The following is a 23,844-nucleotide window of genomic DNA, read 5'->3' as shown; positions in this document are numbered from 1 at the left end:
TGGCGTGCGCTCCTCGCACCTCGGGGGGGGGCAGGGGTTGGTCGTGGCATGTGCTGCTTGCACCCCAGGTCTAGTGGGTGTGTGGTTCTTTCGGATCAGGGTGCAGGGGCTTGCTACGTGCACCTCAAGGACCAGCAGTTTCGCGGCTCTGTCGGCTCAGGGAGCAGTTGGGCGGGCAGCGCGCATCGAGATCTCCGTTGCCCGAACGTCACTCGCGGGCACGCCCGCGATGCCCCAGTTCTCCGGCGCGACCTCGATGATCTGTCCGCGGACACGCGATCGCTCGGTGTCCAGATGATCGACGACGAGGTCGGTGAACGCCGCGAGCAGCTCCGAACGCTGGTGGGCAGACCGGCCGGCGAGCACGATCGCGGTGAAGTACGGCGCGATCGCGCCGCCGTCGGCGACGAGCTGTCCGCCGACGGCGAGGTCGGTCGGGTCGTACTGCACGACGAAGGCGCGTACCCGCTCGATCGGTGAGTCGAGGATGCGGGAGTAGGCCGCACTCGCGGCGGTCAGCAGAGCGACGCGCTGCTCGGTGGACGCGCTGCCGACGGGGATGTGGAAGTGTGCAACCGGCATGTCGGCTCCGTTCGGGAAGTGCCTGCGTCCGTTTCGGACCGGGCTACTGGATGCCGTGGCGAGTTCCGCCGTCGGCGTTGAGGACGCTGCCGTGCAGCACGGCGGCCTGCGGCTCGAGCAACATCTCGACGAGCCAGGCGATCTCGTCCAGGGTGGGCAGGCGACCCAGCGAGGTCTTGGCCGTGTACCTGTCCCAGATCTCCTGCGGCGCGGCCCCGGTCTCACGCGATTCGGTGTCGACGAAGGCGCGGAGCCGAGGGGTGTCGATGGGCCCGGGCGCAATGGTGTGCACGGTGACACCCCGGGGTCCATAGAGTGCCGAGATCTGTCGCATCAGGTTGAACAACGCGGCATTGGCGGTACCCGGTCCCGCGTCGAGGGGCCCCGGTTCGAGTCCGAGTGAACCCGCGACCGCGACGAACCGCGAGCCGTCGGCGAGATGGTCGCGGACTGCTCGCAGCAACCGGACGGTGCCGGCCACCTTGATGTTGGCCGCGGTGGCCAGCAGCGATGGCTCGATCGCGTCCGCGGAGCCGCGCACCGGGAGACCGGCCGCGAACACCGCGAGTCGTACGGGCCCGTCGAGGCAGGATCGGATCGCGTCCACGGACCAGTCCTCGGCGATGTCGGCGGCGCACGGGACGATCAGTTCGTCTGTTGCCGCGAGCTGTTCGAGTTCCTCGGCACGGCGCCCCACCGCGAGAACCCGCATCCCGCGCGCCACCAGGCGTCGTGTGAACACGGTCCCCATCGCGCCGGTCGCGCCGACGACCACACATGTCTCGGTTGTGGACACGGGTCCTACTTCCGGATGCGCAGGGTCACCGCACGGGGTTCGGTGAAGAACTCGCGGGAGTACTGGCCACCCTCACGGCCCAGGCCGCTGATGCCCTCACCGCCGAAGGGCAGCCGGAGATCGCGTTCGAAGAAGGTGTTGATCCAGACCGTGCCGGCCTTCCAGCGCGCGGCCATCCGATGCGCCCGGTCGAGATTCTGCGTGAAGAGGATACCCGCCAAGCCGTAAGGGGAGTCGTTGGTGATGCGCAGGGCCTCCTCTTCGGTGTCGAAACCCAGAACCGTCTCGACAGGACCGAAGATCTCCTCTCGCGCCGTGCGGGAGTCGTTGGTCAGACCGGTGATGACGGTCGGCGGATAGTAGAAGCCGCCTGCCCGATCCGGATCGGTGAGGCGTTCGCCGCCGGTGATGATCTTGCCGCCTTCGTCCTGCGCGAGTTCGACGTAGCTGTGCACCTTGTCGAGGTGTCGCTGCTCGATGAGCGGGCCCATGAACGTCGTCGGGTCCTTGGGGTCGCCGACCACGAGCTTCCGTGCTTCCTCGGCGAAGCGGTCGATGAATTCCTCCCGGATCGAGTTCTGCACCAGCAGTCGCGAACCCGACAGGCAGACCTGTCCGTTGCCGCCGAAGATGGCCCGCAGCGACATGGGTACGGCGACGTCGAGATCGGCGTCGGCGAACACGATGTTGGCCGACTTGCCACCCATCTCGGCCGAGACAGGCGTGTGGTTCGCGGCCGCCGCCTGCAGGATCTTCACGCCCGTGGCACTCGATCCGGTGAAGGTGATGCGGTCGACGCGCGGATCGGAGGTCAGCGGTCCCGCGACGGCCTCACCACCGAAGCCGTGGACGACGTTGAGCACCCCGGGCGGCAGACCAGCCTCGAGCGCGATCTGCGCGAAACGGTTGGCGGTCAACGGTGTCTGCGGTGCCGGTTTGAGGACCACGGTGTTGCCGAAGGCCAGTGCGGGCGCGATCTTCCATGTCGCCAGCATCAGCGGCGCGTTCCACGGACTGATCGCGGACACGACCCCGGCGGGCGGGTAGAGGACGTAGGAGAGCAGATCGCCGTCCGGGTAGGCCTCGTTCGCGGCCATCGAGACGTAATCGGCGAAGAAGCGCAGGTTGTGGGCCACCCGCGGGATCTCGGCGTGCAGCGACTGCGTGATCGTCTTGCCGCCGTCACGGGTTTCGAGCTGTGCCAGCTCCTCTCGGTGCTCGTCGACGGCGTCGGCGACCGCATGCAGGATCGCCGCGCGTTCCTTGGGTGACATCTGCGGCCACGGCCCGTCGTCGAAAGCGGTGCGGGCAGAGTCGATCGCCGCGACGCCGTCGTCGACGGTGCCGCGCGCCACCCGGGCGAGCAGCGCGCCGTCGTGCGGGTCGCGCGACTCGAACGTCGCGCCGTCCGAGGCCGTCCGCCACTCGTTCCCGATGAGGTGGCGAACCTCGGCGGTACCGTTCTGATCGGTGCTGTCCTGATCGGTGACAGAGAGAGTCATTTCCTCACACCTCCGCCGCGACGGGCGTCTGGTAGGTGCGGCCCGCCAGTTCGGAGGCCACATCGATGATCATGTCTTCCTGGCCGCCGATGACGCCGCGCCGGCCGAGTTCGAGCAGGATGTCCCGGGCGGGGACGCCGAACTTCTTCGCGGCGCGCTTGGTGGGGTGGAAGAACGTGGAATACACACCCGCGTAGCCGAGCACGAGCGCGGTCTCGTCGACGATCTGCGGCTCGGTCATCAGTGGGGCCACGACGTTCTCGGCGGTGTCGATGAGCGGGAACAGCTCGACGCCGGTGTCCCAGCCCGCGCGTTCGAATGCGGCGGCGAGGACTTCGGTCTGGGCATTGCCGGCACTGGCGCCGAGCCCCCGTAGCGAGCCGTCGATGTAGGTGGCGCCGTTCTCGGCGGCGGTGAGCGCGTTGGCGATCCCGACACCGAGGTTGTTGTGGGCATGGAAACCGATGTCCGCGGAGATCGCCTCGCGCAGCGCCGCGACCCGCTCGCCGGCCTGCCGCGGGACGAGCGCACCTGCGGAGTCGACGACGTACACGACGTCGGCGCCGTAGGAGTCGAGCTTGGCCGCCTGCTCGGCGAGTGCGTCGGGTTCGAGTTTGTGGCTCATCATGAGAAAGGTCATCACGGTGAGACCGTTCTCCTTCGCCCATTCGACAGGCTGCTGCCCGCAATCGGCTTCGGTGCAGTGGACGGCGACGCGGACGGTCGAGATGCCGGCGTCCACCGCCGCCTGCAGTTCGTTCAGCGTCGCGATGCCCGGTACGTAGAGGGCCGCGATGTCGGCATTGTCGACCGCGTCGACGGCGGCGCGCACGTACTCGGGGTCGGTGGCCGCGGCGAAGCCGTACTGGACCGACGACGCGCCGAGACCGATGCCGTGTGCCACTTCGATTGTCGGGACGCCGGCCCGGTCGAGGCCGGCCGCGATGGCGGCGACGTCGCGGGTGGTGAACCGGTGCGAGACACTCGACATCCCGTCACGCAGCGTCGTGTCGACGAGGGTGACCGATCGTGGCCCGCGGGCCGGGGACTGGCTGGTCATCGCAGTGCTCCTGTCTGAAGTGTCGCTGTCGCGGCCCTCTCCTGCGCCATCACCTCGGCGACCTGCACGGCGGCCGCGGTGATGATGTCGAGATTGCCTGCGTACGTGGGTAAGAAGTCGCCGGCGCCGACGACCTCGAGCATCACGGTCACCAGATCGCCATCGGTGTCGACGAGCTTGAGGGTGTAACCGGGGACGTAGCGCTGGACCTCGGCGACCATGTCGACCACGGCGCGTTCGATGGCCACGGGATCCGGGTTGCGCACTTTCGCATACACCGTGTCGCGCATGTTCATCGGCGGTTCGGCCGGGTTGATCACCGAGATCGCCTTGGCCCGGTCCGCTCCCGCGACCTGCGCCAGGGCGCGCCCCGTCTTCTCGCTGAACTCGCTCAGATTCTGCCGCGTTCCCGGACCCGCACTCGCCGACGCGATGGCCGCGACGATCTCTCCGTAGGCGGCGTCGGCGGCCTGGTTGATCGCGTAGAGGATCGGGATGGTGGCCTGCCCGGCGCAGCTCACCATGTTCACGTTGGGCGCGTTCACGTGTTCGCGGAGGTTGACCGCGGGGACGACGTAGGGGCCGACCGAGGCGGGCGTCAGATCGATCGCGGTGATCCCCGCGTCGGCGTAGCGGGGCGCGACGGCGGCGTGGACCTTGGCGGAGGTGGCCTCGAAGACGAGGTCGGGGGGCGAGGACTGCCGTAGCAACCAGTCGACGCCCTCGGCCGACGCCTCGAGTCCTTCCTCGCGCGCCCGGCGCAAACCCTCACTGGTGGCGTCGATCCCGACCATGTGGACCGGTTCGACGTACTCGGACCGCAGCAGTTTGTACATCAGGTCCGTCCCGATGTTGCCCGATCCCACAATGGCGGCGGTCAACCGGCTCATCGCATGTCTCCTCTGCTCGTGCGCACGTTCGGTCTCGGATGCCGTCGGCGTGCTCGACACCGAACGTAAGGAGCGGTCGCCGTCTCCGGGGCCAAGGCACGGGCAGTCCGAATGCGGAGCGCCTCGGCGGCACCGTTGTTCGGATATCCCGAATGGCGGTGACGGCGGTCACATCTCGTCGCCATGCTGAGGCCCATCAGCCAGCAGCCACCGAGATCCGGTGTCGCACGATCCACAGGAGAACCGATGACCGAGAACGCCGCACGCTTCGATGTCGCGCACCTCGCGCGAGCCGAACTGTTGAGCCCCGAGCCCCAGGAGACCCTCGACTTCTTCACCAGGTTCCTGGGCATGTATGTCACCCAGCGCGAAGGCCAGTCCGTCTACCTCCGGGCCTACGAGGACCCCTACCCGTGGAGTCTGAAGATCACCGAGTCCGCCGAACCCGGGATGGGCCATGCCGGCCTGCGGACCAGCTCCCCCGAGGCGCTCGAACGCCGTGCCGCCTCGCTGCAGGGCGCGAACATCGAGACCTCGTGGCACGAGGACGAGTTCGGCTACGGCAAGACGCTCGCGTACAAGACCGCCGACGGTCACGACTTCGCGCTGGTGTGGGAAGCCGAGAAGTACGTCGCGCCACCGGAACTGCAGAGCAAGATCCTCACCCGGCCGTCGAAGAAGCCGTTGCAGGGGATTCCGGTCAAGCGCATCGACCACCTCAACCTGATGGCCTCGGACGTCACCGCGGTCAAGACCGAGTTCGAACGCCACCTCGGGTTCCGAACCACCGAGCGCGTCGTCGACGGTGACGTCGAGATCGGCGCCTGGATGAGCTCGAACATCCTCGGCCACGAGGTCGCCTGCATGCGCGACATGACCGGCGGGCGCGGCAAACTGCATCACCTCGCCTTCTACTACGGCACGGGCCAGCACAACATCGACGCCGTGGAGATGTTCCGCGAGTACGACATCCGCATCGAAGCCGGTCCGGACCGGCACGGGATCACCCAGGGGCAGTTCCTCTACGTGTTCGAACCGGGTGGCAACCGCATCGAGTTGTTCGGCGAGTCCGGATATCTGCATCTCGATCCGTCGGCCGAGACGAAGACCTGGCAGATGTCCGACATCGACACCGGTCTGGCCGTCGGCGGCGCGAAGCTGCCGTGGGAGACCTACTTCACCTACGGCACCCCCAATCCGCTTCCGCTCGACGAGCACATCACGGCGTTCGCCGACTTCGGGCCGGGTGCACCCGCGCCGGAGGTCGAGGCGGTCGTCGAACTGGTGCCCGACGAGATCGAGCGGTCCCGTGCCGTGGCCGACGCACCGGTCTGATCGGGAGATTCCTTGACTGTCATCGACATCGCCGCGGTGTCGTCGTCCGACGACGTGCGCGACCAGCCACCGCGGATCGCCGACACCCTGTACCACGACCTCGTGTCGCCCGGCGAGGTCGCGGTGGTCCGCCGCCGGGTTCGGGAGGTCGCGCTCCGCGACGTCGCCCCGGTGGCCGATCGGATCGCGCGGGGCGACGAACGGCTCGACGGCTTCCCGCGCGACGTGTTCGATCGGCTGGCCGCGGCGGGGATCTACCGCATCCCCTTCGCGGCCGACGTCGGCGGCGACGGACTGGCCCACCCGGCGACCGCGACGGCCACCGCCGCCGAGGAACTGGCGTACTTCTCCAACAGCGTCGCCGCGATCTTCGACGTCCATTGCATCCTCGCGGGCAACGCCGTCAACCAGGGCACGCCGGAGCAGCGCCGCCGGTGGCTGGCACCGGTCGTCGCCGGCGAGATCGTGGGCGCGTTCGCCACCAGCGAGCCGGCCGCGTCGAGTGATCTCTCACCCGAGGCGGTCCGGACCCAGGCGCACCGCCGCGGCGACGGGTGGGTGCTGAACGGACGCAAGCGCTGGATCACCAACTCCGTTGTCGCCGCGTTCGTCGTGGTGCTCGCGCGCACCGGTGACCGGCTCTCGACGTTCATCGTCCCGACCGACACCCCGGGCGTCCGAGTGGGCACGCCCGACCGCAAACTCGGGAACAAGGGGCAGATCACCGCCGACGTCCACCTCGACGACGTGGAGCTGGGACCGGAGGCCCTGCTCGGGACCGAGGGCGGCGGGCTGAAGGTCGCCCTGCAGACGCTGACCTACGGGCGCATCGGGATCGCGGCTGCGGGCGTCGGGATGGCGCAGGCCGCCTTCGACCGCACGGCGGCACACCTGAGCACACGGGTGGCGTTCGGCGTACCGCTCGCGGCCCGGCAGCACTGGCAGTTCCTCATGGCCGACCGCGCGACCGAGATCGCGGTCTCACGGGACCTGTACATCAAGGCGGCGATGCGGCTGGACTCCGGCACGCGCTTCCCCGAACCGGAGGCGGCGATGGCCAAGCTGCGCGGCACCGAGGTCGCGGTCCAGATGGCGCGCGACGCGGTACAGGCGTTCGGCGGATTCGGATTCACCCAGGAACTCGGCGACGACGACTCGTCGGGTCCGGTCGAGGCGTTGTACCGGGACAGCAAGATCGGGGAGATCTACGAGGGCGCCAGCGAGGTGCAGCGTTGGGTACTCGCACGGCAGATCTTCGGTCGCGACATCGTGGGCTGATCTGCGCGCTGACGACCCTTCGGGCCGTCGCCCACCCCCGGTGGGCGGCGGCCCTTGGCGTGTCGGGACCAAATCGGGGCATCGTGGTGTTGTGCACGGTGACGCCTTCCGAGCGCCGTCGATCGACGGAGCGGGGGAGCGTCAGCAGGAGGAAACGTGACCAACACCTATCGCAAGACCCCCGAGGCGTTGAACCGCCTCACCGACATCCAGTACCGCGTCACCCAGGGTGACGGCACCGAGCGTGCCTTCGACAACGAGTACTGGGACAACCACGAACCCGGTCTCTACGTCGACGTCGTGTCCGGGCAGCCGCTGTTCTCGTCGACCGACAAGTACGACAGCGGCACCGGCTGGCCGAGCTTCACCAAGCCGATCGAGCCCGACGCGGTCGCCACCAAGTCCGATCGCACTCTCTGGATGCGGCGCACCGAGGTGCGCTCGTCCGGCGCCGACAGCCACCTCGGGCATCTGTTCGACGACGGACCGCGTGACGCGGGCGGACAGCGCTACTGCATGAACTCGGCGTCGCTGCGGTTCATCCCGGTCGGCGAGCTCGAGGCCGAGGGGTACGGCGAGTACGCCGACCTGTTCACCGACAACACCACCACCACCGACATCCAGGAGGAGAACGCATGACGACCGACACCGGCCAGATCACCGTCCGCCCCGGCACCGAGACCGCAGTCCTCGCGGGCGGCTGCTTCTGGGGCATGGAAGATCTGATCCGCAAGCAGCCCGGCGTGCTCGACACCCGGGTCGGCTACACCGGCGGGCAGAACGACCACGCCACCTACCGCAACCATCCCGGTCACGCGGAGGCGGTCGAGATCGTCTTCGACCCGGCCCAGACGTCGTACCGCGACATCCTGGCGTTCTTCTTCCAGATCCACGACCCGTCGACCCGCAACCGGCAGGGGAACGACGTCGGCACCAGCTATCGCTCGGCGATCTTCCCGGTGACACCGGAGCAGGAGCAGGTCGCCCGGGACACCATCGCCGATGTCGATGCGTCGGGACTGTGGCCCGGCAAGGCGGTCACGACGATCGAGGAGCTGGGCCCGTTCTGGCAGGCCGAGGCCGAGCACCAGGACTACCTGCTCAATTTCCCGAACGGCTACACCTGCCACTTCCCGCGACCGGGATGGGTGCTGCCGAAGCGGGACGCGGCATCCACGCGGTGACACGCAGGATCGGCTGAGAACGCCGGCGCTCGTCGACGGTCGTCCGGCAACGACCGTCGACGGGGTGCGTCGCATCGACGGTATGGTCGCGGGGTGCCCGACTGGCCGGACTGGACGCCGGGGCTGCTCACGGGTTCGGAGGCACGATGACTTCTCACGATCGGGCGATACGACTTCTCGTCGTCGGCGCGGTCAACGTCGACCTCGTGGTGGAGACCGACCGGCTCCCGGGGCCCGGTGAGACGGTCGTCGGCCCGACCGTGACGCGGCATGGCGGCGGCAAGGGCGCGAATGCCGCCGTCGCCGCCGCGCGGGCGGGTGCCGAGGTGCGATATTGCGGCGCAGTCGGTTCCGACGACACGGGCGCGCAGGCACTCGCCGAACTGCGGGACTCCGGCGTCGACGTGACCGACGTGGCCGTGCTCGACGGCGTCGCCACCGGGATGGCGCTGATCGTCGTCGACCCGCAGGGGGAGAACCAGATCGCCGTCGGGGCGGGCGCGAATGCCGCCCTCGATGCCGAGAGTGTGCATGCCGCGGTGGAGCGCGCGGCGGGCTGGGCCGGGTGTGTGCTCGTCAGCACCGAGATCCCGGCCGCCGCGGTTGCCGCGGCGGTGACGACGGCCGCTGCGCGAGGTATCCGATGCGTCGTCAACCCCGCCCCCGTGTTGCCGTCGACGGTCGACCTGCTGACATCGGGACCGGTGTTCACACCCAACGCCTCGGAGCTTCGTGACCTGCACCGATTGATCATCGACGATCGGGACGCCCCGGACGTGCCGGCGGCCGAACGGGCAACGGCGGTGGCGTCGCGGACGGGTGCCCCGGTTCTGGTGACCCTCGGTGCGCAGGGCGTCCTGATCGCCGATCCGGTCTCCGAGGTGGTCGCACTTCCCGCCGGGCAGGTCGCCCGCGTGGTCGACACCACCGGGGCGGGCGACACCTTCAACGGCGTGTTCGCGGCGGCGCTCGCCGGCGGTTCGACGGTCGTCGACGCCGCGAGGCGAGGCGTCGCGGCGGCGTCGTTGTCCGTCGCCTCGGTCGGTGCCCGGACCGGGATGCCGAGCGGCGAGGAGATCCGCGGCGCGCTGTGAGCGGACCCGCCGACCGGGACGCTAGCGCGTGGCGGGTTTCGGCCGCTTCATGAACCGGTGGTGGTCGTCGCTCGGCAGGAAGTAGTCGCCCTGTCCACCGGCACGCAACAGCGGACGCGCGCCGGCTGTGTCGAAGGTCTGGTCCTCCCGCAGCAGGTGGGTGGCGATGTGGATCTTCACTACCTCGCCCAGCACCATCCAACTGTCGACGGGTTCGTCGGCGGCCGTGCGCAATCGGAACGACTGGGTGACCCGGCACTCGAAGGCCACGGGACTCTCCCCGACGCGGGCCGGCGCGACGAGGTCGGCGGCCAGCGGTGTGAGGCCGGCGACCTCGAACTCGTCCTCGCCGGCGGGCACCGCCGCCGAGGTGGCATTCATCTTCTCGCCGAGGTCGTCGGTGGCCAGGTTCCACACGAACTCGCCGGACTCGATCGCGTTGGCGGCGGTGTCCTTGTAGCCGACGCTGGCAAAGCCCACGATCGGCGGCGTGTAGTTGAAGAGGTTGAAGAAGCTGTAGGGCGCGAGATTGCGCACCCCGGTGCCGGACACCGTGGAGATCCAGCCGATGGGTCGCGGCGCGACGATCGCGTTGACGGGATCGTGCGACAGCCGATGACCGTGCGACGGTTCGTAGGAGTGATAGGTCGTCACCGTCGCAACGGTACGTCAGCGGCCGGACGTGCCGCCGCCTGCGTAAGGTGAGGTGCGACCGACCACCGCGCACTTCGACGATCGGGATAGCTGTGACCCTCTCCTCCGCCCCTGACCTGCGGACTTTCGCCAACATCCGGGATCTGGGCGGCATGCGGGTCGCCGGTGGCGGCCTCACCGCCGCCAACGTGCTGATCCGCAGCGACGCCCCGTATCCCGACGACGAGGACCCGGTGGGCATGCCCTGGCCGCCGGCGACCGTCGTCGACCTGCGCGACCCCACCGAGCTGGGCCGGATGGCCGTCACGTGGCCGTCGAACGTGCGGGTCGTGCACCGTCCGGTGTCGTCGGGTGCCCGCGTCGACCGGCTCGCCGACACCGCTCTCGTCGACATCTACACCGCGATGATGCGGACGGGCGGCCACCGGCTGACCGCCGCGCTGAACGAGTTCGACACCGACGGTGCCACTCTGGTGCACTGCGCGGCCGGCAAGGACCGCACCGGGGTGATCATCGCCATCGCGCTGCTGCTGGCGGGCGTCGACGAATCGTCGGTCATCAGCGACTACCACCGGACCGAGGACAGTATCGCCGGCGTCTTCGAACGACTGCGGACCCGCAAGCGGATCCCGGCCGGCACCACCCTGGAGGCCCCGATCCTGCGTACCCCGCGCGAAGCCATCGAACTGGTCGTCGGCGACGTGACCGGTGCCCGCGGCGGTGCATGGGGATGGTTCGAGGAGCAGGGCGGCGACGTCGAGCGTTTCCAGCGGTGGGTCGGGAAGTTCGTGCGCACCGATGCGGGAGAGCCTGCGCGTGACTGACGACAATTCCTCGGGCCCGGCGCAGTTCGCCCCGGATGTCGTGGCAGCCGTCCTCGCGCACATGAACGACGACCACGCCGAGGACTCGCTGCTGATCTGCCGCACCCTCGGCGACCGTCCGGACGCGACCTCCGCCGTGATGGCCGGATTCGACGCCGAGGCAGCCACTTTCGACGTCTCCGTCCCCGACGGTGTGGTGGTCGTGCGGCTCGCGTGGGATCGCCCGGTGCGCGACCGCTCCGATGTCCGCGTTGCGGTCGTCGCGATGTTCCGTGCGGCGCAGGAGCAGGCCGGCCGTATTACCCGGTGATCCGTTCGAACACGGCCGTGAGTCCCTGTCCGCCGCCGATGCACATGGTCTCCAGGCCGAAACGCGCACCGCGCCGGTCCAGTTCACGGAGCAGCGTCGTGAGAATGCGGACGCCGGTGGCGCCCACGGGATGCCCCAGCGAGATGCCGGAGCCGTTGACGTTGGTGCGGTCGAAGTCGGCGTCGCCGAATCCCCACTCACGCGTGACCGCCAGTGCCTGCGCCGCGAAGGCCTCGTTGAGTTCGATCAGGTCGATGTCGGACAGTTCCAGACCGGCGCGGGCGAGGGCCCTGGCCGTCGAGGGAACCGGACCGATGCCCATCACCTCCGGACCGACCCCGGCCACCGCCCAGGTGACAAGCCGTGCGAGTGGCTGGAGACCCAGCTGCTCCGCCCGGGCGCGGCTGGTGACCAGACATGCCGCGGCGCCGTCGTTCTGACCGCTGGCGTTGCCCGCGGTGACCGTCGCGTCGGGGTCGCTCGCGCCCATGATCGGCCGCAGACGTGCCAATGACTCCACGGTGGTGTCGGCGCGCGGATGCTCGTCGCGATCGACGACCCGGTCCGCACCCCGGCGCTGGGGCACCGCGACCGGCACGATCTCCTCGGCGAACTTTCCACTGTCCATCGCGGCCACCGCCCGCCGATGCGATTCGACGGCCAGTTCGTCTTGTTCCGAGCGCGGGATCGAGTACTCGCGACGCAGGTTCTCCGCGGTCTCCAGCATGCCTCCGGGCACCGGGTGGTTCTTGCCGCCGGCCGTGACCCGCCCGCGCGCGAGCCGGTCGTGGAGGGCTGCGGGTGCGCCTTTCGCGCCCCAGCGCATGGACTCGGTGTAATACTCTGCGCGGCTCATCGATTCGACGCCACCGGCGATCACGAGGGCGGCCACCCCGGTCTGGACGCGCATCGCGGCGTCGAGAACGGCCTGCAGACCCGAGCCGCACCGGCGGTCGAGTTGTGACCCCGGCACGGTGACCGGCAACCCGGCGTCGAGTGCGGCGACACGACCGATGGCAGGTGCCTCCCCATTCGGGTAGCACTGACCGAGGATCACGTCGTCGATCGACTCGGGATCGACGCCGGTGCGGGACAACAGTTCCGAGATCACCCGCGCGGCGAGCTCGGTGGCGGGCACGTCGACGAACGCCCCGCCGTAGCGCCCGACCGGGGTGCGGAGCGGTTCGCAGATGACCACATCGTTCGCGGTGGCTGTCGTGCTGACGGTCATTTCGGTGATCCTTTGCGGTAGTCGACTTCTCGTCCGGACCAGCGTTGGGCCCACTCACGCAGCTCGACGGCCCTGATCTTGGTGCCGTTGCCGCCGACCGTGGTCGGCATATGTTCGATGACATGTACTGCCGCGGGCACCTTGAACGAGGCGAGCCGCTCGCGGCAGAAGTCCTTCAATTCGGTGGGGCCGAGCGGGGCGTCCGGGTCGGCGGGCACCACGAACGCCACGGCCTCGGTGTACCCGCCGGCGCCGGCGACGCCGACCACCTTGGCGGTCTGCACGTTCGCGTGCTCGGCGAGGCGATGCTCGATCTCTGCGGGATCGACGAGGAAACCCCGCAGCCGCAGCACATCTCCCATCCGGCACACGTAGCGGAAGCCGCCGGTGTCGAGGGGGCGCGCCAGATCGCCACTGCGGAACCAACCGTCCGCGGTGAAGGACCGCGCGCCCGCATCGGGGTCACCCAGATAGGCGTCGACGACGTTGGGTCCGCGGAACTGCAGCTCACCCTCCTCGCCCGCACCGAGGACACGGTCGTCGAGCGGATCCGCGACACGGACCTCGATGGCGGATTCGACGGGTCGGCCGCCGCCGTTCCAGCGCACCGACTCCGGGTCGTCGGCGGACCACAGGAGCGCCAGCGCGAACACCTCCGACGAGCCGAATACCCCGGTGGTGTGCGCGCCCGCCTCGGCCAGTGCCCAGTGCGCGATCTCGTGGGACCGGCCGAGGAAGTCGGCGATTCCCAGCCAGCGCAACGACCCCAGTTCGGTGCGTGGGCCGGCCTGCCACGCGTCGTGCAACCGGCCGAACAGGTCGTCGCCGCCGACGACGTGGGTGACGCCCAGGTCGGCGATGCGTCGGAGGGTGGCGCCGGCGTCGAAGACGGGTTCCATCAGCACGGCGCCGCCGCCGGCGAGACCGGCCATGGCGGCGCTGAAGCCGAATACGCCGGACACGGGCAGTACGCCCAGGATCACGTCGCCGTTCCGGACGCCCATGAGGGCCGCGTCGGCATGACCGTGCCGGGCCACCGCCGAATCGCGGTGCGCGGCGAGCTTCGGGGTGCCGGTGGAGCCCGAGGTGGTGAAGGCGACCGCGAGATGGTCGGCGGGGTCGTCGTCGAGACCGGCCGGGGTCAGTGCCGCGGTCACGGGGGTCCGGGGCGCCGACGTTCCGGCCGTGTCACCGCTTCCGGCGATCCAGGCACCCGCGCCGAGGTCGAAGTCGCCGACGGTGACCTGCGGCCGGGCCGGGCCGGGCACCACCGACACGACCGGCGTCGGGTCGGCCGCCGTACTCGCCTCGCGGAGCGTGCCGACGAGGTCGAGTCCGTGGAACTCGGCCGGCACGGCGACCACCGCCGGTCGCGCGGCGGTGAGGATGTGTGCGACCTCGCCGATGTTGTAGCGGGTGTTGACGCCGATGACGTGAGCGCCCAGAGCCGATGCGGCGAACTGCCACACCAGCGCATCGGACCAGTTCGGCAGGTACACGGCGATGCACTGACCACGCCGGACGCCGATGGCGGACAACTCGTCCCGCAGCGCACCGACCCGGTCGGCCAGCTCCCTCCGGGTGACGGGCAGTACCCGGTCCCCGCAGACGTCGTAGGCGGCCGGCAGATCCGGTGCCTGCCCGACCAGCGCGGCCAGCATGCGGCTCAGTGACGGGCGCGCGGTGGTGGTCACGAGATCACCTCCGCCGCGGACTCGACGCGCAGTGCGGTGAGCCACTCGGCCGCATGCGCGCCGAAGTCGGGGATCTCCTCCATCGGGTAGTGGCCGTATCCAACCAGCTCGGTGAATCGTGCAGGTGCACCGTCGAGTTCGTTGATCTGAACCGCGGTGTCCCGCACCTCGTCGACGTTGATCCAGGGGTCGTCGGACCCGCAGATGAGGTGTAGTGGGCACGTGAGATCGGCGATCCGGTCGCGCACGTCGTGGCTGCCCCACCCGATGAGGTCCGACGACGAGATCTCCGGATCCTCGCGCTTGTGCATCAGGCCGATCAGATGAGCCTGCGACGGCGGGACCGAACGCCCCACTGAGGCAAGACTTCCGAGGTAGGTCCGGTCGGCCCGGGCCGGGGCGGCGACGTCGTCGAGCTCGCGGCGCAGTCCGGCGATCTTCACCCGGCCCGGACCCGCTTCGGCCGCCATCGCGATCGCACCGGCGAGCGGGAACTCGGGCCGCAGCGACAGTTCGAGGGTGAGCTTGCCGCCGATGGAACATCCGATCACGTAGGGACGGTCGACACCGAGCCGCCGGAGCAGGGCCGTCAGCCAGTCGGCATAGTCGATCAGGCTCGTGACCGGACCGGTCGGGCAGGGTTCCGAGCGGCCATGACCGGGCAGATCCGGGACGATCACGCGATATCCGCGATCGGCGAGCCGCTGCGAGACGCGGCGCCACTGCACGCCGCTCTGCCCGGCCGTGTGCAGACACACGACAGTGGGTTCGCCGGTGCCGGTTCCGGCCCCCGTGCCCTCTCCGTCGGCGGTGACGATCTCGACGAACCCCAGGGCGCCCTGGACGTCGAGGTAGCGTGCCTCGATCATGCCGGCACCTCCTGGGCCATCGCGCGTGCGTGGTGCATGATCGTGTGCAACGGCCTGGTCAATCGCAGGTATTCGTAACCGTTTCCGGCCGAGGAGAACTCGCCGCGCAGCGCGCGCCGCATGAAGTCGTCGTCGGCGCCGAGTATCAGCTCGACCCAGGTCTCGGGCCGTGCCTCGAAGGTGAAGGTCGCCCCGAGCAGGGAGCGACGGGTGACGTCGATGACCTGGCCCTTGTAGATCCGCAGGTGCACCTCCCGGGCGCCGGACCGTAGACCGATGGTGCCGTCCCAGGTCGACACCGACGAGGTGAACGCCTCGTCCCGATGCAGTCGCGACTGTAGGTCCGTCGCCCATTCGATACCGCAGAAGTCCAGTGCGGTGATCGGATTCGGCCGCGTGGCGGTCTGCCAGGTCTCGACGCCCGACTCGCGTACGCGCCCGGCCTCGTCGACGACTTCGACGTGCCGGTCGAGGCCGTCGTGCGCCACACGGGTCACCACCGTGCGGACACGGGCGCGATCGGCCCGGGTGAGGCGCGCGCTCGTCGTCCAGGTCAGTCCCACCCGTTCACCGTGGGGAGCCGGCCCGGTCAGCAACTCCGCCAGCATGATTCCGAGCGACTGCGAGCCCGCGGGCGCCGTCAGACCGTGCTCGTCGAGGACATCGGCGGCGATGGCCGGCTCGGACTCGGTGCGTGCGCCGACGCGGATCGCCGCGAGCGACGTGCTCATGAGCCGGACCGTCCGAGCAACTCGTCGGAGATGATCCGCATCTGGATCTCGCTGGTGCCCTCGAAGATCTTCGTCAGACGGGCGTCGCGCCAGTGCCGTTCGACCTGGAAATCGGTGGTGTAGCCGGCTCCACCGTGGATCTGGACGGCCTCGCTCGTGACCCGTTCGGCCATCTCGGTGGCGACGAGCTTGCACATCGACGCCTCGAGTGAGCAGCGCCGCCCGGTGTCGATGTCGGTGGCGACCGAGTACATCAGCGCACGCGCGGCCTCGATGTCGGCGGCCATCGTCGCGATCTTGAACCGCAGGTGCTGGAAGTCGGCGAGTTCGTGGCCGAACTGTCGTCGCGTGTGCAGGTAGGCGATGGAGTCCTCGAGGGCGGCGCGGGCCAGGCCGATGGCGCGGGCGGCGGTGTGGGCGCGCCCGACTTCGAGGCCGCTGACCGCGAGGTAGAAGCCCTTGCCTTCCTCGCCCAGCATGCGGTGGGCCGGGATGCGGAAGTTGTCGAAGGACAGTTCCCATGTGTGCCAACCGAAGTAGCCGATCTTGCGGATCTTGGTGCCCTCGATGCCGGGCGGGAAGACGCCGCGCTCCTTCTCGACGAGAAAGGCGCTGATCCCGCGGTGCGGTTTCGCGGGGTCCTTGTCGGGGTCCGTGCGGGCGAACAGCACGAGGTAATCGGCTTCGTCGGCGTAGGTGCACCACATCTTGGTGCCGTTCACGATCCAGTCGTCGCCCTCCCGGGTCGCACGACACGAGATGTTGGCGACGTCCGATCCGGCCTCCGCCTCGGAGAGTGCGTAGGCGCCGAGGTAGTCGCCGCGCGCGACGCGTGGCAGGAGAGCGGCCTCCTGTTCGGGGGTGAATCCGCCGCCCATGCCGTTGCCGCGGGCCAGCAGCCCGGAGACGCTCATCCAGGCGCGGGAGAGTTCCTCTGCCACCAGGCAGTATTCGAAGACGCCGAGTCCGAGGCCGCCATACTCCTCGGGGATCATGATGCCGAAGAAGCCGATCTCGCCCATGGCCTTCTTGAGGGTGTCCGGGATGGTGCCCTGGACCGGGTCGAGTTCGTTGGCGACCGGCAGGACCTGCGTCATGGCGAAGTTGCGTGCGAGGTCGCGGATGGCGATGCGGTCTTCGGTGAGGTAGCGCGGGCTGTCGGTGCGCGGTTGTGACGGCCGATGGGTCATGGCCAGCTCCTAGTGAACGACGTCGGTTGTCGAGTCGGGGACCCGGCGAGCGGGAGGCGGCCCCCGTAGTGATTAACGCTCGTTCACCATTGAAGCACTGGGCGGTCACCCGGTCAACGACCGTCAGGGCGTCGGGCGGTATCCGACCAGGTTGAGGGCGTACCCGGCGTAGTCGGCGGCGATCTGTTCGGCCGATCGCGGGCCGTCCGCACGGAACCACACCGGGATGCCTGCGCACATCAGGAGAACAGCCGTCACCGCCTGATGAACGCGATCGACATGGAAGATCCCCAGGTCGACTGCGGCTTCGGCGATGGCGATGAACTGGTCCTCCTGGGCGTCGCGGGACCCGACCACGCGTTTGCGGTCGATCTCACCGAGGTAGCGGAGCTCGGTGTTGGCGACCAGGCATTCACGGGGACGCTGCGCGGCGAACAGTGCGTGCGCACCGACGGCGGCCCGCCACTGGGCGGCGGGGTCCTTGCCGGCGCGCCGGATCGCGTTGCGGGTGGCGGTGAACTGCTCGTCACTGGCGGTGCGCAGGATCTCGACCAGCAGATCGGACTTGTTCTCGAAGTGGTTGTAGACGTTCGCGGCGCTGCACCCTGCGCGATTGCCGATGGTCCGCATCGTCGACCCGTGGAATCCGCTGGTGAAGAACTCGTCGAGGGCTGCGTCGAGAATGCGATCGCGTGAGGCCGTGGTCGTCGTCGATGGCGATCGGTTGTTCATCCGCCCAGCGTAGGCGTCGTGGGTGCCACCAGCAACGATGGCCGACTCGGGGATGGTTGACCGGGGACCGGCGTGGCCTTATGGTGTGGATCACGTGAACAAACGTTAACCTGGCCGAATCCACGATGGCGGCAGGCCGCACAATCGGAAGGACGCTCATGACATCTGGTTCCGACCAGGATCTGGCGGCACGGCTGACTCGGCTCGAGGATCTGGAGGCCATCCGGGTCCTCGACGCCCGGTACTGTCGCCATCTCGACGACGGCGACTGGGACGCCCTGATGACCCTGTTCACCGAGGACGGTGAGTTCGACGGGCTGTCGAATCCGCGGGGCAAGGACGCGATGCGCGAGTTTTTCGCCGGGCTCGCCGACGGCGGTCTCACGTCCTTCTGGCATTTCATCACCAACCTGGAGATCGAGGTCGACGGGAACGACGCGGTGGCGCGCTCGTTCCTGTGGCAGCCGTGCGTGCTGGACGGCGCGGCCTCGATCGCGGCCGGGCGCTACACGGACACACTGGTCAAGCAGGACGGGCAGTGGCTCTACCGGGTCAAGCGGGTGCGATTCCACTTCTTCGGACCGCTCGCCGACGGTTGGGACGAAAATCGGTTCGCGCTCGACACGGCACGCGCCGCGGCGGTGCACCCATGAGCGACATACCTGTTGCAGAGGCGCATACGACCCACGACGGAGCCGCGGTCCGCTGGACCGAGATACTCGGTCTCCCCGAGATCGCGGAGTTGCGTCGTCGGCGTCGCGCGGTCACGCTCGGCCTGGGTCTTGCGACGGTGGGCCTGTTCGCGGCGTTCATCATCGCCTTCGCCTACTTTCCGGACGTCCTCGGGACGACGCTGATCCTCGGGATTCCGCTGTCGCTGTGGATCGTCCTGGGGGAGTTCATGGGTACCTGGGTGCTGGTCGGGGTGTATTTCCGTCTCAGTCGCACCTATCTGCAACCGGCTGCGGGCGCGGCGAGTCTGGCGGTCACGTCGGCCGTTGCCGCCGGCGCGGCGATCACCGAGGAGCGTCCGGCATGAGCGGTGACACCGACGTCCTGGCCATCGCGATCTGCGCGGCGGTCATCTCGCTGACCCTGTGGATCACGTTCGCCGTCGCGCGGCGGTCGCGCAGCGCCGACGGCTTCTTCGCTGCCGGACGATCGATCTCGAGCTGGCAGAACGGCTTTGCGATCTCCGGCGAGTTCATCTCCGCGGGTAGTTTCCTGGGTACCACCGGTCTGATCTTCTACAAGGGCGTCGACGGCACGGTCATCCTCTTCACCTCCGTCATCTCCTTCATCCCGGTGTTGCTCCTGCTTGCCGAGAAGATGCGCAACATCGGCAAATACACGATCGGTGACGTGCTGGTGTTCCGTACCGAGGCCCGCCGTGTCCGGGTCGCGGTCGCGCTCAGCACCGTGGCGACGGGAACCTTCGTCCTTCTCGCGCAGCTGGTCGCGGCCGGAACGCTCCTGGAGTCCATCGCCGGTATCCCGTTCTGGATGTCGGTCCTGGTCGCCGGAACCCTCATGGCCGTCTATGTTTTCGTCGGGGGCATGGTCGCCACCACGTGGGTGCAGGTCATCAAGTCGTCGATCCTGGCGATCCTCGCCGCAGTGATCGCGCTGGGTGTGCTGGCGAAGTTCGGGTTCAGCCTCCCGCTGCTGTTCTCCTCGGCCACCGATCACGCCGTCGAAGGCGACGCGATCTTCACGCCGGGGGTGATCTTCGGCGACGGCGGAACGCTCAATCTCCTCTCGTACGCACTGACGTTCGCGCTCGGCACGGCCGGGATGGCCCACATCCTGATCCGGTTCTTCACCGTCCCGGAGGCGGGCACCGCGCGGCGCTCGCTGGGCTGGACCGTGGCGCTGTGCAGCATGTTCTATCTGATCGTGGTTCTGATGGGTTACGGCGCGGCGGCGTTGCTCGGCGCGAACGGTGCCGAAAAAGTCGGTCCGGGAGGCAATCTCGCGGCACCGGTGCTGGTGACCGAACTCGGGGGCGGTGCGGGCACCGTCGGCGGGTCCCTGGCCCTCGCACTCGTCTCGGCCGTGGCATTCGCCTCGATCGTCGCCGTGGTCGCCGGCGTGGTGATCTCCGCGGCAGGCACCTTCGCCCGTGACGTCTGGCCGTCGCTCGTCCGGCCGCGGACGACGTCGGGGAGCACCGCCACCGAGGTCGACGAGGACCGACAGGCACGCGTGGCCCGCTACGGTGCGGTGGTGTTCAGCATCTTCGCGATCGGCATCACCCTGCTGATCGGCGACGACACCAACATCACCTACTTCATGGGGATGGCGTTCATGGTTGCCGGCAGCGCGCACCTGCCGGCGCTCGTCCTGAGCCTGAGCTGGCGACGGTTCACCGCGGTGGGCGCCGTGTGGGGCATCCTCACGGGTCTCGTGTCGACGATCGTGACCCTCATGCTCACCGACGCCCTCTGGATGGGCAGCGGGCCGGCGCCCCTCGGGATCCAGCTGCCGGTGATCATCACGTTGCCGTTGAGCCTGTTCGCCTGTGTCGTCGGCTCATTGCTCTCCGAGAGGGCCGCCGACCGTGATCACGACGACGAGAAGTTCGCCGAGATGATCGTGCGGGCCGAGACGGGCATCGGTGCCGAATCCGCGTCGACGCACTGAATCGGTGTGAGCGAGGTGAGCCGCGAAGGGCCCATCCGCGTGTCCGGAAGGACGACGACGCCCAGACCGGCCATAGTGGCCCTATGTGGAGGCAACTCGCCGGGTTCGGGCTGTTCGGTGCGGTGGTCGCGGCGTTGGGCGCGACGCTGTCCGGGGGCGGCGGCTCGGTCGGTGGTCCCGACATCTGGATGGCGTGGGGCACCGGGTACACGGCGAGCTTCCCCGCCGACCCGACGAATTCGGTTCTCGTCGCGGCCGGTGCCGGTGCCGTCACCGGTGCGCTCGTTGCGGGAGTGCTGTGGGCGGTGGGTGTGCGCCTCGCCGAGCCGCGCGGGTTGCGGCTCGTCCGGGTGGTGGGAGCCGGATTGATCGGTGTCGTGGTCGGACTCGCCCCGGCGATCATCCTGCTGGCGAACGCGTTCGCCGGCGACACCGGAGCCGAGTATCCCGTCCTGGTGATCTATGCCGTCAGTGGTGTGCTCGGTTATGTGCTGGTGCTCGCCGGCATCTTCGGTGTCCTGCGATTGTCCGGAGACGCGCACGCCCGGGCCACCGTACGGACGACGGCGGTAGCGCTCCCGATCGGCGCGGTCCTGGCGACGGGCGCCGGCGTCGGGGTGGCCGGTTGGTTCGGATACACGACCACCTCGCCGACCTGGATCGCCACGATCCTCGTGGTGACGATGGTGCTCGCCGCGACCTTCGCGGTCGCCCGCGCCGTCGCAATGCGTCGACGGGCCGAGCCGGTTGTGCCCTGACGTTCGAGCGCAGGGCGGTCCGCGGGCGGCTCAGGTACTCCCGCGGATCATGAGTTCGACTGGCAGACGCCGTGATACGACGTCGTGTCCGACGGTGAGGTCGAGGAGACCGCGTACCGCGGTCTCGCCGATCTCCCGGGCCGGGGAACGGACCGTCGTGAGCGGGACGGGGAGCTGAGCCGCCACCGGGATGTCGTTGTAACCGATCAGGGCGAGGTCGTCGGGGACGCGGAGACCGAGATCGCGTGCCACGCCGAGGACTCCCACCGCGATCGTGTCGGACACCGCGAAGATCGCCCGCGGCCGGTCCGGACGATCGAGTAGCGCGGAACCGGCCGCGGTGCCGCCGTCGACCTCGAAGTCGGAGGCGATGATGCGGTCGTCGGGCAGCGCGAGCCCGGCGTCGCGCAGCTCGGCGCGGAATCCGCGGAGCCGGTCGGTTGCGGTGGTGGCGTGACCGGGACCGGCGATGACGGCGACGTCGGTGTGTCCCCGGTCCAGGAGATGTCGGGCGGCGATCCGTCCGCCGCGCTCGTCGTCACCACCGACGAAGGGGAGTCCGGCGTCGGCGTGCCGGGTGAGTGTCAGCAGCGGCAGGTCGCCGATCCGCAGCGACTCGACGAAGTCGCGACCGGGCCGATGCAGCCCGCTCAACAGCAGGCCGTCGACCTGCCGGCCGACGAGCAGTTCGATGGCCCGCCGCTGCGCGGTCTCCTCGTCGGGTGGGCTCGACAGCAGCACCGAGTAGCCGGCCCGGGTGGCGGCCTGCTCGATGCCCTGGTAGGTCGTGGCGACGACGCCGTCGGTGAGGCGTGTCATCACGACGCCGATCGTGGTCGTCTTGCGGGTCCGGAGACTGGCCGCCCACACGTTGCGCTGGTAGCCGAGCTGGTCGGCGACCTCGCGCACCCGGAGCGCCGAGGCCGACCAGCCGTCGGCCGGTTCGGCCTGACGGAGGACCCGGGACGCCGTGGACACGTGCACGCCGGCCCGCTGCGCGATCTCCTTCAGCGTGGGCGCGCGCTGACCACTCACCACGCTGTCCCTCCCTCTGCCGGTGCCGCTGTCGGGTATGCACATTGACCGACGACGGTCGACCACCTACCTTAGGCGATGCAATCGTTCGTGCAAACGTTCTCGCAGCGGCCCGCGGTCCGCGCCTGTGTCCGACTCTCGACGGAGGTCCTCCATGTCCCGCCCCAGCACGTTGCCCCAGCTCTTCGCCCTGGACTCGCTGCTCGACGCCGACGAGATCGCCATCCGCGACAGTGTGCGCGACTTCGCCGCCTCGAAGTTGCGTCCGCACATCGCCGACTGGTTCGAGGAGGCCCGCCTACCTGCCCGCGACATCGCCCGGGAGCTCGGCGGGCTCGGGGCCCTGGGAATGCACCTCGAGGGGTACGGCTGTCCCGGGATGAGTGCGATGTCCTACGGGCTGGCCTGCCTCGAACTCGAGGCCGTCGACTCCGGGATCCGGAGCCTGGTGTCGGTGCAGGGCTCACTCGCGATGTTCTCCATCCATCACTGGGGTTCGGAGGAACAGAAGAACGAGTGGCTGCCACGGATGGCGGCGGGGGAGGCGATCGGTTGTTTCGGCCTGACCGAACCGGACTTCGGATCCAACCCGTCGGGCATGCGCACCCATGCGAAGCGCGACGGTGACGACTGGGTGCTGAACGGGACCAAGATGTGGATCACCAACGGTTCGATCGCCGACGTCGCGGTGGTGTGGGCGCAGACCGATCTCGCCGACAGTCCCGGCGGCATCCGTGGGTTCGTGGTCCCCACCGACACGCCCGGGTTCTCGGCGCCGGAGATCACGAAGAAGATGTCCCTGCGCGCCTCGGTCACCTCGGAACTCGTGTTCGACGACGTGCGGCTTCCCGCGTCGGCGATGCTGCCGAAGGCGGAGGGCCTGCGGGGTCCGCTGACCGCCCTGGGCGAGGCGCGCTTCGGCATCATCTTCGGGGCCATGGGCGCAGCCCGCGACTGCCTCGAGGCGGCCATCGAGTACGCGCAGTCCCGCGAGGTGTTCGACAAGCCGCTGGCCGGTTACCAGATCACCCAGACCAAGATCGCCGACATGGCGCTCGAGGTGGGCAAGGGCCACCTGCTGGCCTACCATCTCGGTCGCCTGAAGGACCGCGGCGAGCTCACGCCCGAACAGGTCAGCACCGGAAAGCTGAACAGCACGCGGGAAGCGATCGCGATCGCCCGCGAATGCCGAACGATTCTGGGCGCGAACGGCATCACCCTCGAGTACCCGGTGATCCGGCACGCCAACAACCTGGAGTCGGTGCTCACCTACGAAGGGACCTCGGAGGTCCACCAGCTCACCATCGGTCGCGCGCTGACGGGCTCCTCGGCGTTCCGCTGAGCGTGACGCGTGCCCGTGACCGTCGGCCGTCGGTTTGCCGCCCACGGGGATGACGCAGTGGGTTACGTTGGGTGGGCACGCCGAACAATGCGCGTCCGTGGTCGTCGGTG

The 23,844-nt window shown here is 69.2% G+C and carries 25 protein-coding genes; 12 read left to right on the top strand and 13 right to left on the bottom strand.

The window, feature by feature from the left end; all coding sequences use genetic code 11:
• Positions 1 to 156: 156 nt before the first annotated feature.
• From CA982_RS04455 to CA982_RS04435, 5 genes are read right to left on the bottom strand one after another with little or no spacing between them, the layout of a single operon-like run.
• Complete coding sequence (locus CA982_RS04455; protein ID WP_086534131.1) at positions 157 to 582, bottom strand: tautomerase family protein; 426 nt, start codon at positions 580 to 582, stop codon at positions 157 to 159.
• A gap of 43 nt (positions 583 to 625) precedes the next feature.
• On the bottom strand, positions 626 to 1,378 hold the full coding sequence (locus CA982_RS04450) for an SDR family NAD(P)-dependent oxidoreductase (protein ID WP_086534130.1): 753 nt from the start codon (positions 1,376 to 1,378) through the stop codon (positions 626 to 628).
• Positions 1,379 to 1,383: 5 nt separating this feature from the next.
• Positions 1,384 to 2,880, bottom strand: a complete 1,497-nt coding sequence (locus CA982_RS04445; protein WP_086534129.1) for an aldehyde dehydrogenase — start codon at positions 2,878 to 2,880, stop codon at positions 1,384 to 1,386.
• Between the two features lie 4 nt (positions 2,881 to 2,884).
• The gene (gene dmpG, locus CA982_RS04440; protein WP_086534128.1) at positions 2,885 to 3,940 is read right to left on the bottom strand and encodes a 4-hydroxy-2-oxovalerate aldolase; all 1,056 of its coding nucleotides are present in this window, start codon (positions 3,938 to 3,940) and stop codon (positions 2,885 to 2,887) included.
• On the bottom strand, positions 3,937 to 4,830 hold the full coding sequence (locus CA982_RS04435) for an acetaldehyde dehydrogenase (acetylating) (RefSeq protein ID WP_086534127.1): 894 nt from the start codon (positions 4,828 to 4,830) through the stop codon (positions 3,937 to 3,939). The genes dmpG and CA982_RS04435 overlap by 4 nt, the downstream gene beginning before the upstream one ends.
• Before the next feature lie 246 nt (positions 4,831 to 5,076).
• Here CA982_RS04435 and CA982_RS04430 point away from each other — a divergent pair, with 246 nt between their 5' ends.
• The 5 genes from CA982_RS04430 to CA982_RS04410 all read left to right on the top strand — a co-directional run bounded on the left by CA982_RS04430 (position 5,077) and on the right by CA982_RS04410 (position 9,721).
• On the top strand, positions 5,077 to 6,165 hold the full coding sequence (locus CA982_RS04430) for a VOC family protein (protein ID WP_086534126.1): 1,089 nt from the start codon (positions 5,077 to 5,079) through the stop codon (positions 6,163 to 6,165).
• Positions 6,166 to 6,177: 12 nt separating this feature from the next.
• A complete protein-coding gene (locus CA982_RS04425) occupies positions 6,178 to 7,443 on the top strand; it encodes an acyl-CoA dehydrogenase family protein (protein WP_086534125.1) in 1,266 nt (421 codons plus the stop codon).
• 156 nt (positions 7,444 to 7,599) lie between these two features.
• Complete coding sequence (gene msrB, locus CA982_RS04420; RefSeq protein WP_086534124.1) at positions 7,600 to 8,082, top strand: peptide-methionine (R)-S-oxide reductase MsrB; 483 nt, start codon at positions 7,600 to 7,602, stop codon at positions 8,080 to 8,082.
• Positions 8,079 to 8,627 (top strand): peptide-methionine (S)-S-oxide reductase MsrA, encoded by a 549-nt coding sequence (gene msrA, locus CA982_RS04415; RefSeq protein ID WP_086534123.1) that lies wholly within the window; start codon positions 8,079 to 8,081, stop codon positions 8,625 to 8,627. Before msrB ends, msrA begins: the two co-directional genes overlap by 4 nt.
• A gap of 146 nt (positions 8,628 to 8,773) precedes the next feature.
• Entirely contained in the window at positions 8,774 to 9,721 is a 948-nt protein-coding gene (locus CA982_RS04410; RefSeq protein WP_086534122.1) for a PfkB family carbohydrate kinase, read from the top strand.
• 21 nt (positions 9,722 to 9,742) lie between these two features.
• On the opposite strand, the gene CA982_RS04405 is transcribed toward CA982_RS04410, so the two are convergent.
• Positions 9,743 to 10,375 carry a flavin reductase family protein gene (locus tag CA982_RS04405; protein ID WP_086534121.1) on the bottom strand — a complete coding sequence of 211 codons (633 nt, stop codon included), beginning with the start codon at positions 10,373 to 10,375 and terminating at the stop codon, positions 9,743 to 9,745.
• Between the two features lie 92 nt (positions 10,376 to 10,467).
• On the opposite strand from CA982_RS04405, the gene CA982_RS04400 reads away from it, so the two are divergent.
• On the top strand, positions 10,468 to 11,199 hold the full coding sequence (locus tag CA982_RS04400; protein ID WP_086534120.1) for a tyrosine-protein phosphatase: 732 nt from the start codon (positions 10,468 to 10,470) through the stop codon (positions 11,197 to 11,199).
• Positions 11,192 to 11,509, top strand: coding sequence for a DUF2470 domain-containing protein (locus CA982_RS04395; RefSeq protein ID WP_086534119.1), 318 nt, complete (start codon positions 11,192 to 11,194; stop codon positions 11,507 to 11,509). The genes CA982_RS04400 and CA982_RS04395 overlap by 8 nt, the downstream gene beginning before the upstream one ends.
• Here CA982_RS04395 and CA982_RS04390 read toward each other — a convergent pair.
• The 6 genes from CA982_RS04390 to CA982_RS04365 all read right to left on the bottom strand — a co-directional run bounded on the left by CA982_RS04390 (position 11,499) and on the right by CA982_RS04365 (position 17,956).
• Positions 11,499 to 12,740, bottom strand: coding sequence for an acetyl-CoA C-acetyltransferase (locus CA982_RS04390; RefSeq protein ID WP_086534118.1), 1,242 nt, complete (start codon positions 12,738 to 12,740; stop codon positions 11,499 to 11,501). The genes CA982_RS04395 and CA982_RS04390 overlap by 11 nt on opposite strands.
• Positions 12,737 to 14,434 carry an AMP-binding protein gene (locus tag CA982_RS04385; protein ID WP_086534117.1) on the bottom strand — a complete coding sequence of 566 codons (1,698 nt, stop codon included), beginning with the start codon at positions 14,432 to 14,434 and terminating at the stop codon, positions 12,737 to 12,739. Before CA982_RS04385 ends, CA982_RS04390 begins: the two co-directional genes overlap by 4 nt.
• Positions 14,431 to 15,303: an alpha/beta fold hydrolase gene (locus CA982_RS04380; RefSeq protein ID WP_086534116.1), complete on the bottom strand. Its 873-nt coding sequence runs from the start codon at positions 15,301 to 15,303 to the stop codon at positions 14,431 to 14,433. The genes CA982_RS04385 and CA982_RS04380 overlap by 4 nt, the downstream gene beginning before the upstream one ends.
• Positions 15,300 to 16,034 (bottom strand): hypothetical protein, encoded by a 735-nt coding sequence (locus tag CA982_RS04375; RefSeq protein ID WP_086534115.1) that lies wholly within the window; start codon positions 16,032 to 16,034, stop codon positions 15,300 to 15,302. Before CA982_RS04375 ends, CA982_RS04380 begins: the two co-directional genes overlap by 4 nt.
• The gene (locus tag CA982_RS04370) at positions 16,031 to 17,224 is read right to left on the bottom strand and encodes an acyl-CoA dehydrogenase family protein (RefSeq protein ID WP_086534114.1); all 1,194 of its coding nucleotides are present in this window, start codon (positions 17,222 to 17,224) and stop codon (positions 16,031 to 16,033) included. Before CA982_RS04370 ends, CA982_RS04375 begins: the two co-directional genes overlap by 4 nt.
• Before the next feature lie 123 nt (positions 17,225 to 17,347).
• Positions 17,348 to 17,956, bottom strand: a complete 609-nt coding sequence (locus CA982_RS04365; RefSeq protein ID WP_086534113.1) for a TetR/AcrR family transcriptional regulator — start codon at positions 17,954 to 17,956, stop codon at positions 17,348 to 17,350.
• Between the two features lie 158 nt (positions 17,957 to 18,114).
• Here CA982_RS04365 and CA982_RS04360 point away from each other — a divergent pair, with 158 nt between their 5' ends.
• The 4 genes from CA982_RS04360 (at position 18,115) to CA982_RS04345 (ending at position 21,357) form a co-directional block, all read left to right on the top strand.
• On the top strand, positions 18,115 to 18,609 hold the full coding sequence (locus CA982_RS04360) for a nuclear transport factor 2 family protein (RefSeq protein WP_086534112.1): 495 nt from the start codon (positions 18,115 to 18,117) through the stop codon (positions 18,607 to 18,609).
• Positions 18,606 to 18,995, top strand: a complete 390-nt coding sequence (locus tag CA982_RS04355; protein ID WP_086534111.1) for a DUF485 domain-containing protein — start codon at positions 18,606 to 18,608, stop codon at positions 18,993 to 18,995. The genes CA982_RS04360 and CA982_RS04355 overlap by 4 nt, the downstream gene beginning before the upstream one ends.
• Positions 18,992 to 20,599, top strand: a complete 1,608-nt coding sequence (locus CA982_RS04350; protein ID WP_086534110.1) for a solute symporter family protein — start codon at positions 18,992 to 18,994, stop codon at positions 20,597 to 20,599. Before CA982_RS04355 ends, CA982_RS04350 begins: the two co-directional genes overlap by 4 nt.
• 83 nt (positions 20,600 to 20,682) lie before the next feature.
• Entirely contained in the window at positions 20,683 to 21,357 is a 675-nt protein-coding gene (locus CA982_RS04345; protein ID WP_086534109.1) for a hypothetical protein, read from the top strand.
• Positions 21,358 to 21,387: 30 nt separating this feature from the next.
• On the opposite strand, the gene CA982_RS04340 is transcribed toward CA982_RS04345, so the two are convergent.
• Positions 21,388 to 22,395, bottom strand: a complete 1,008-nt coding sequence (locus CA982_RS04340; protein ID WP_208617880.1) for a LacI family DNA-binding transcriptional regulator — start codon at positions 22,393 to 22,395, stop codon at positions 21,388 to 21,390.
• Between the two features lie 151 nt (positions 22,396 to 22,546).
• Between CA982_RS04340 and CA982_RS04335 the strand changes: the two genes are divergently transcribed.
• Positions 22,547 to 23,734: an acyl-CoA dehydrogenase family protein gene (locus tag CA982_RS04335; RefSeq protein ID WP_086534107.1), complete on the top strand. Its 1,188-nt coding sequence runs from the start codon at positions 22,547 to 22,549 to the stop codon at positions 23,732 to 23,734.
• Positions 23,735 to 23,844: the final 110 nt, after the last annotated feature.

The organism is Gordonia lacunae (genome assembly GCF_002149015.1).
Taxonomy (GTDB): Bacteria; Actinomycetota; Actinomycetes; order Mycobacteriales; family Mycobacteriaceae; genus Gordonia; species Gordonia lacunae.
The sequence above is the reverse complement of the archived record's forward strand: the minus strand, read 5'-3'. Positions and strand labels throughout refer to the sequence as shown.

Excerpts from the sequence above, each read along its gene's own strand:
- CA982_RS04455 (WP_086534131.1), bottom strand. The coding sequence starts at position 582 with ATGCCGGTTGCACACTTCCACATCCCCGTCGGCAGCGCGTCCACCGAG.
- CA982_RS04445 (WP_086534129.1), bottom strand. The coding sequence starts at position 2,880 with ATGACTCTCTCTGTCACCGATCAGGACAGCACCGATCAGAACGGTACC.
- dmpG (WP_086534128.1), bottom strand. The coding sequence starts at position 3,940 with ATGACCAGCCAGTCCCCGGCCCGCGGGCCACGATCGGTCACCCTCGTC.
- CA982_RS04435 (WP_086534127.1), bottom strand. The coding sequence starts at position 4,830 with ATGAGCCGGTTGACCGCCGCCATTGTGGGATCGGGCAACATCGGGACG.
- CA982_RS04430 (WP_086534126.1), top strand. The coding sequence starts at position 5,077 with ATGACCGAGAACGCCGCACGCTTCGATGTCGCGCACCTCGCGCGAGCC.
- msrA (WP_086534123.1), top strand. The coding sequence starts at position 8,079 with ATGACGACCGACACCGGCCAGATCACCGTCCGCCCCGGCACCGAGACC.
- CA982_RS04410 (WP_086534122.1), top strand. The coding sequence starts at position 8,774 with ATGACTTCTCACGATCGGGCGATACGACTTCTCGTCGTCGGCGCGGTC.
- CA982_RS04390 (WP_086534118.1), bottom strand. The coding sequence starts at position 12,740 with ATGACCGTCAGCACGACAGCCACCGCGAACGATGTGGTCATCTGCGAA.
- CA982_RS04380 (WP_086534116.1), bottom strand. The coding sequence starts at position 15,303 with ATGATCGAGGCACGCTACCTCGACGTCCAGGGCGCCCTGGGGTTCGTC.
- CA982_RS04375 (WP_086534115.1), bottom strand. The coding sequence starts at position 16,034 with ATGAGCACGTCGCTCGCGGCGATCCGCGTCGGCGCACGCACCGAGTCC.
- CA982_RS04370 (WP_086534114.1), bottom strand. The coding sequence starts at position 17,224 with ATGACCCATCGGCCGTCACAACCGCGCACCGACAGCCCGCGCTACCTC.
- CA982_RS04365 (WP_086534113.1), bottom strand. The coding sequence starts at position 17,956 with ATGAACAACCGATCGCCATCGACGACGACCACGGCCTCACGCGATCGC.
- CA982_RS04360 (WP_086534112.1), top strand. The coding sequence starts at position 18,115 with ATGACATCTGGTTCCGACCAGGATCTGGCGGCACGGCTGACTCGGCTC.
- CA982_RS04355 (WP_086534111.1), top strand. The coding sequence starts at position 18,606 with ATGAGCGACATACCTGTTGCAGAGGCGCATACGACCCACGACGGAGCC.
- CA982_RS04350 (WP_086534110.1), top strand. The coding sequence starts at position 18,992 with ATGAGCGGTGACACCGACGTCCTGGCCATCGCGATCTGCGCGGCGGTC.
- CA982_RS04345 (WP_086534109.1), top strand. The coding sequence starts at position 20,683 with ATGTGGAGGCAACTCGCCGGGTTCGGGCTGTTCGGTGCGGTGGTCGCG.
- CA982_RS04335 (WP_086534107.1), top strand. The coding sequence starts at position 22,547 with ATGTCCCGCCCCAGCACGTTGCCCCAGCTCTTCGCCCTGGACTCGCTG.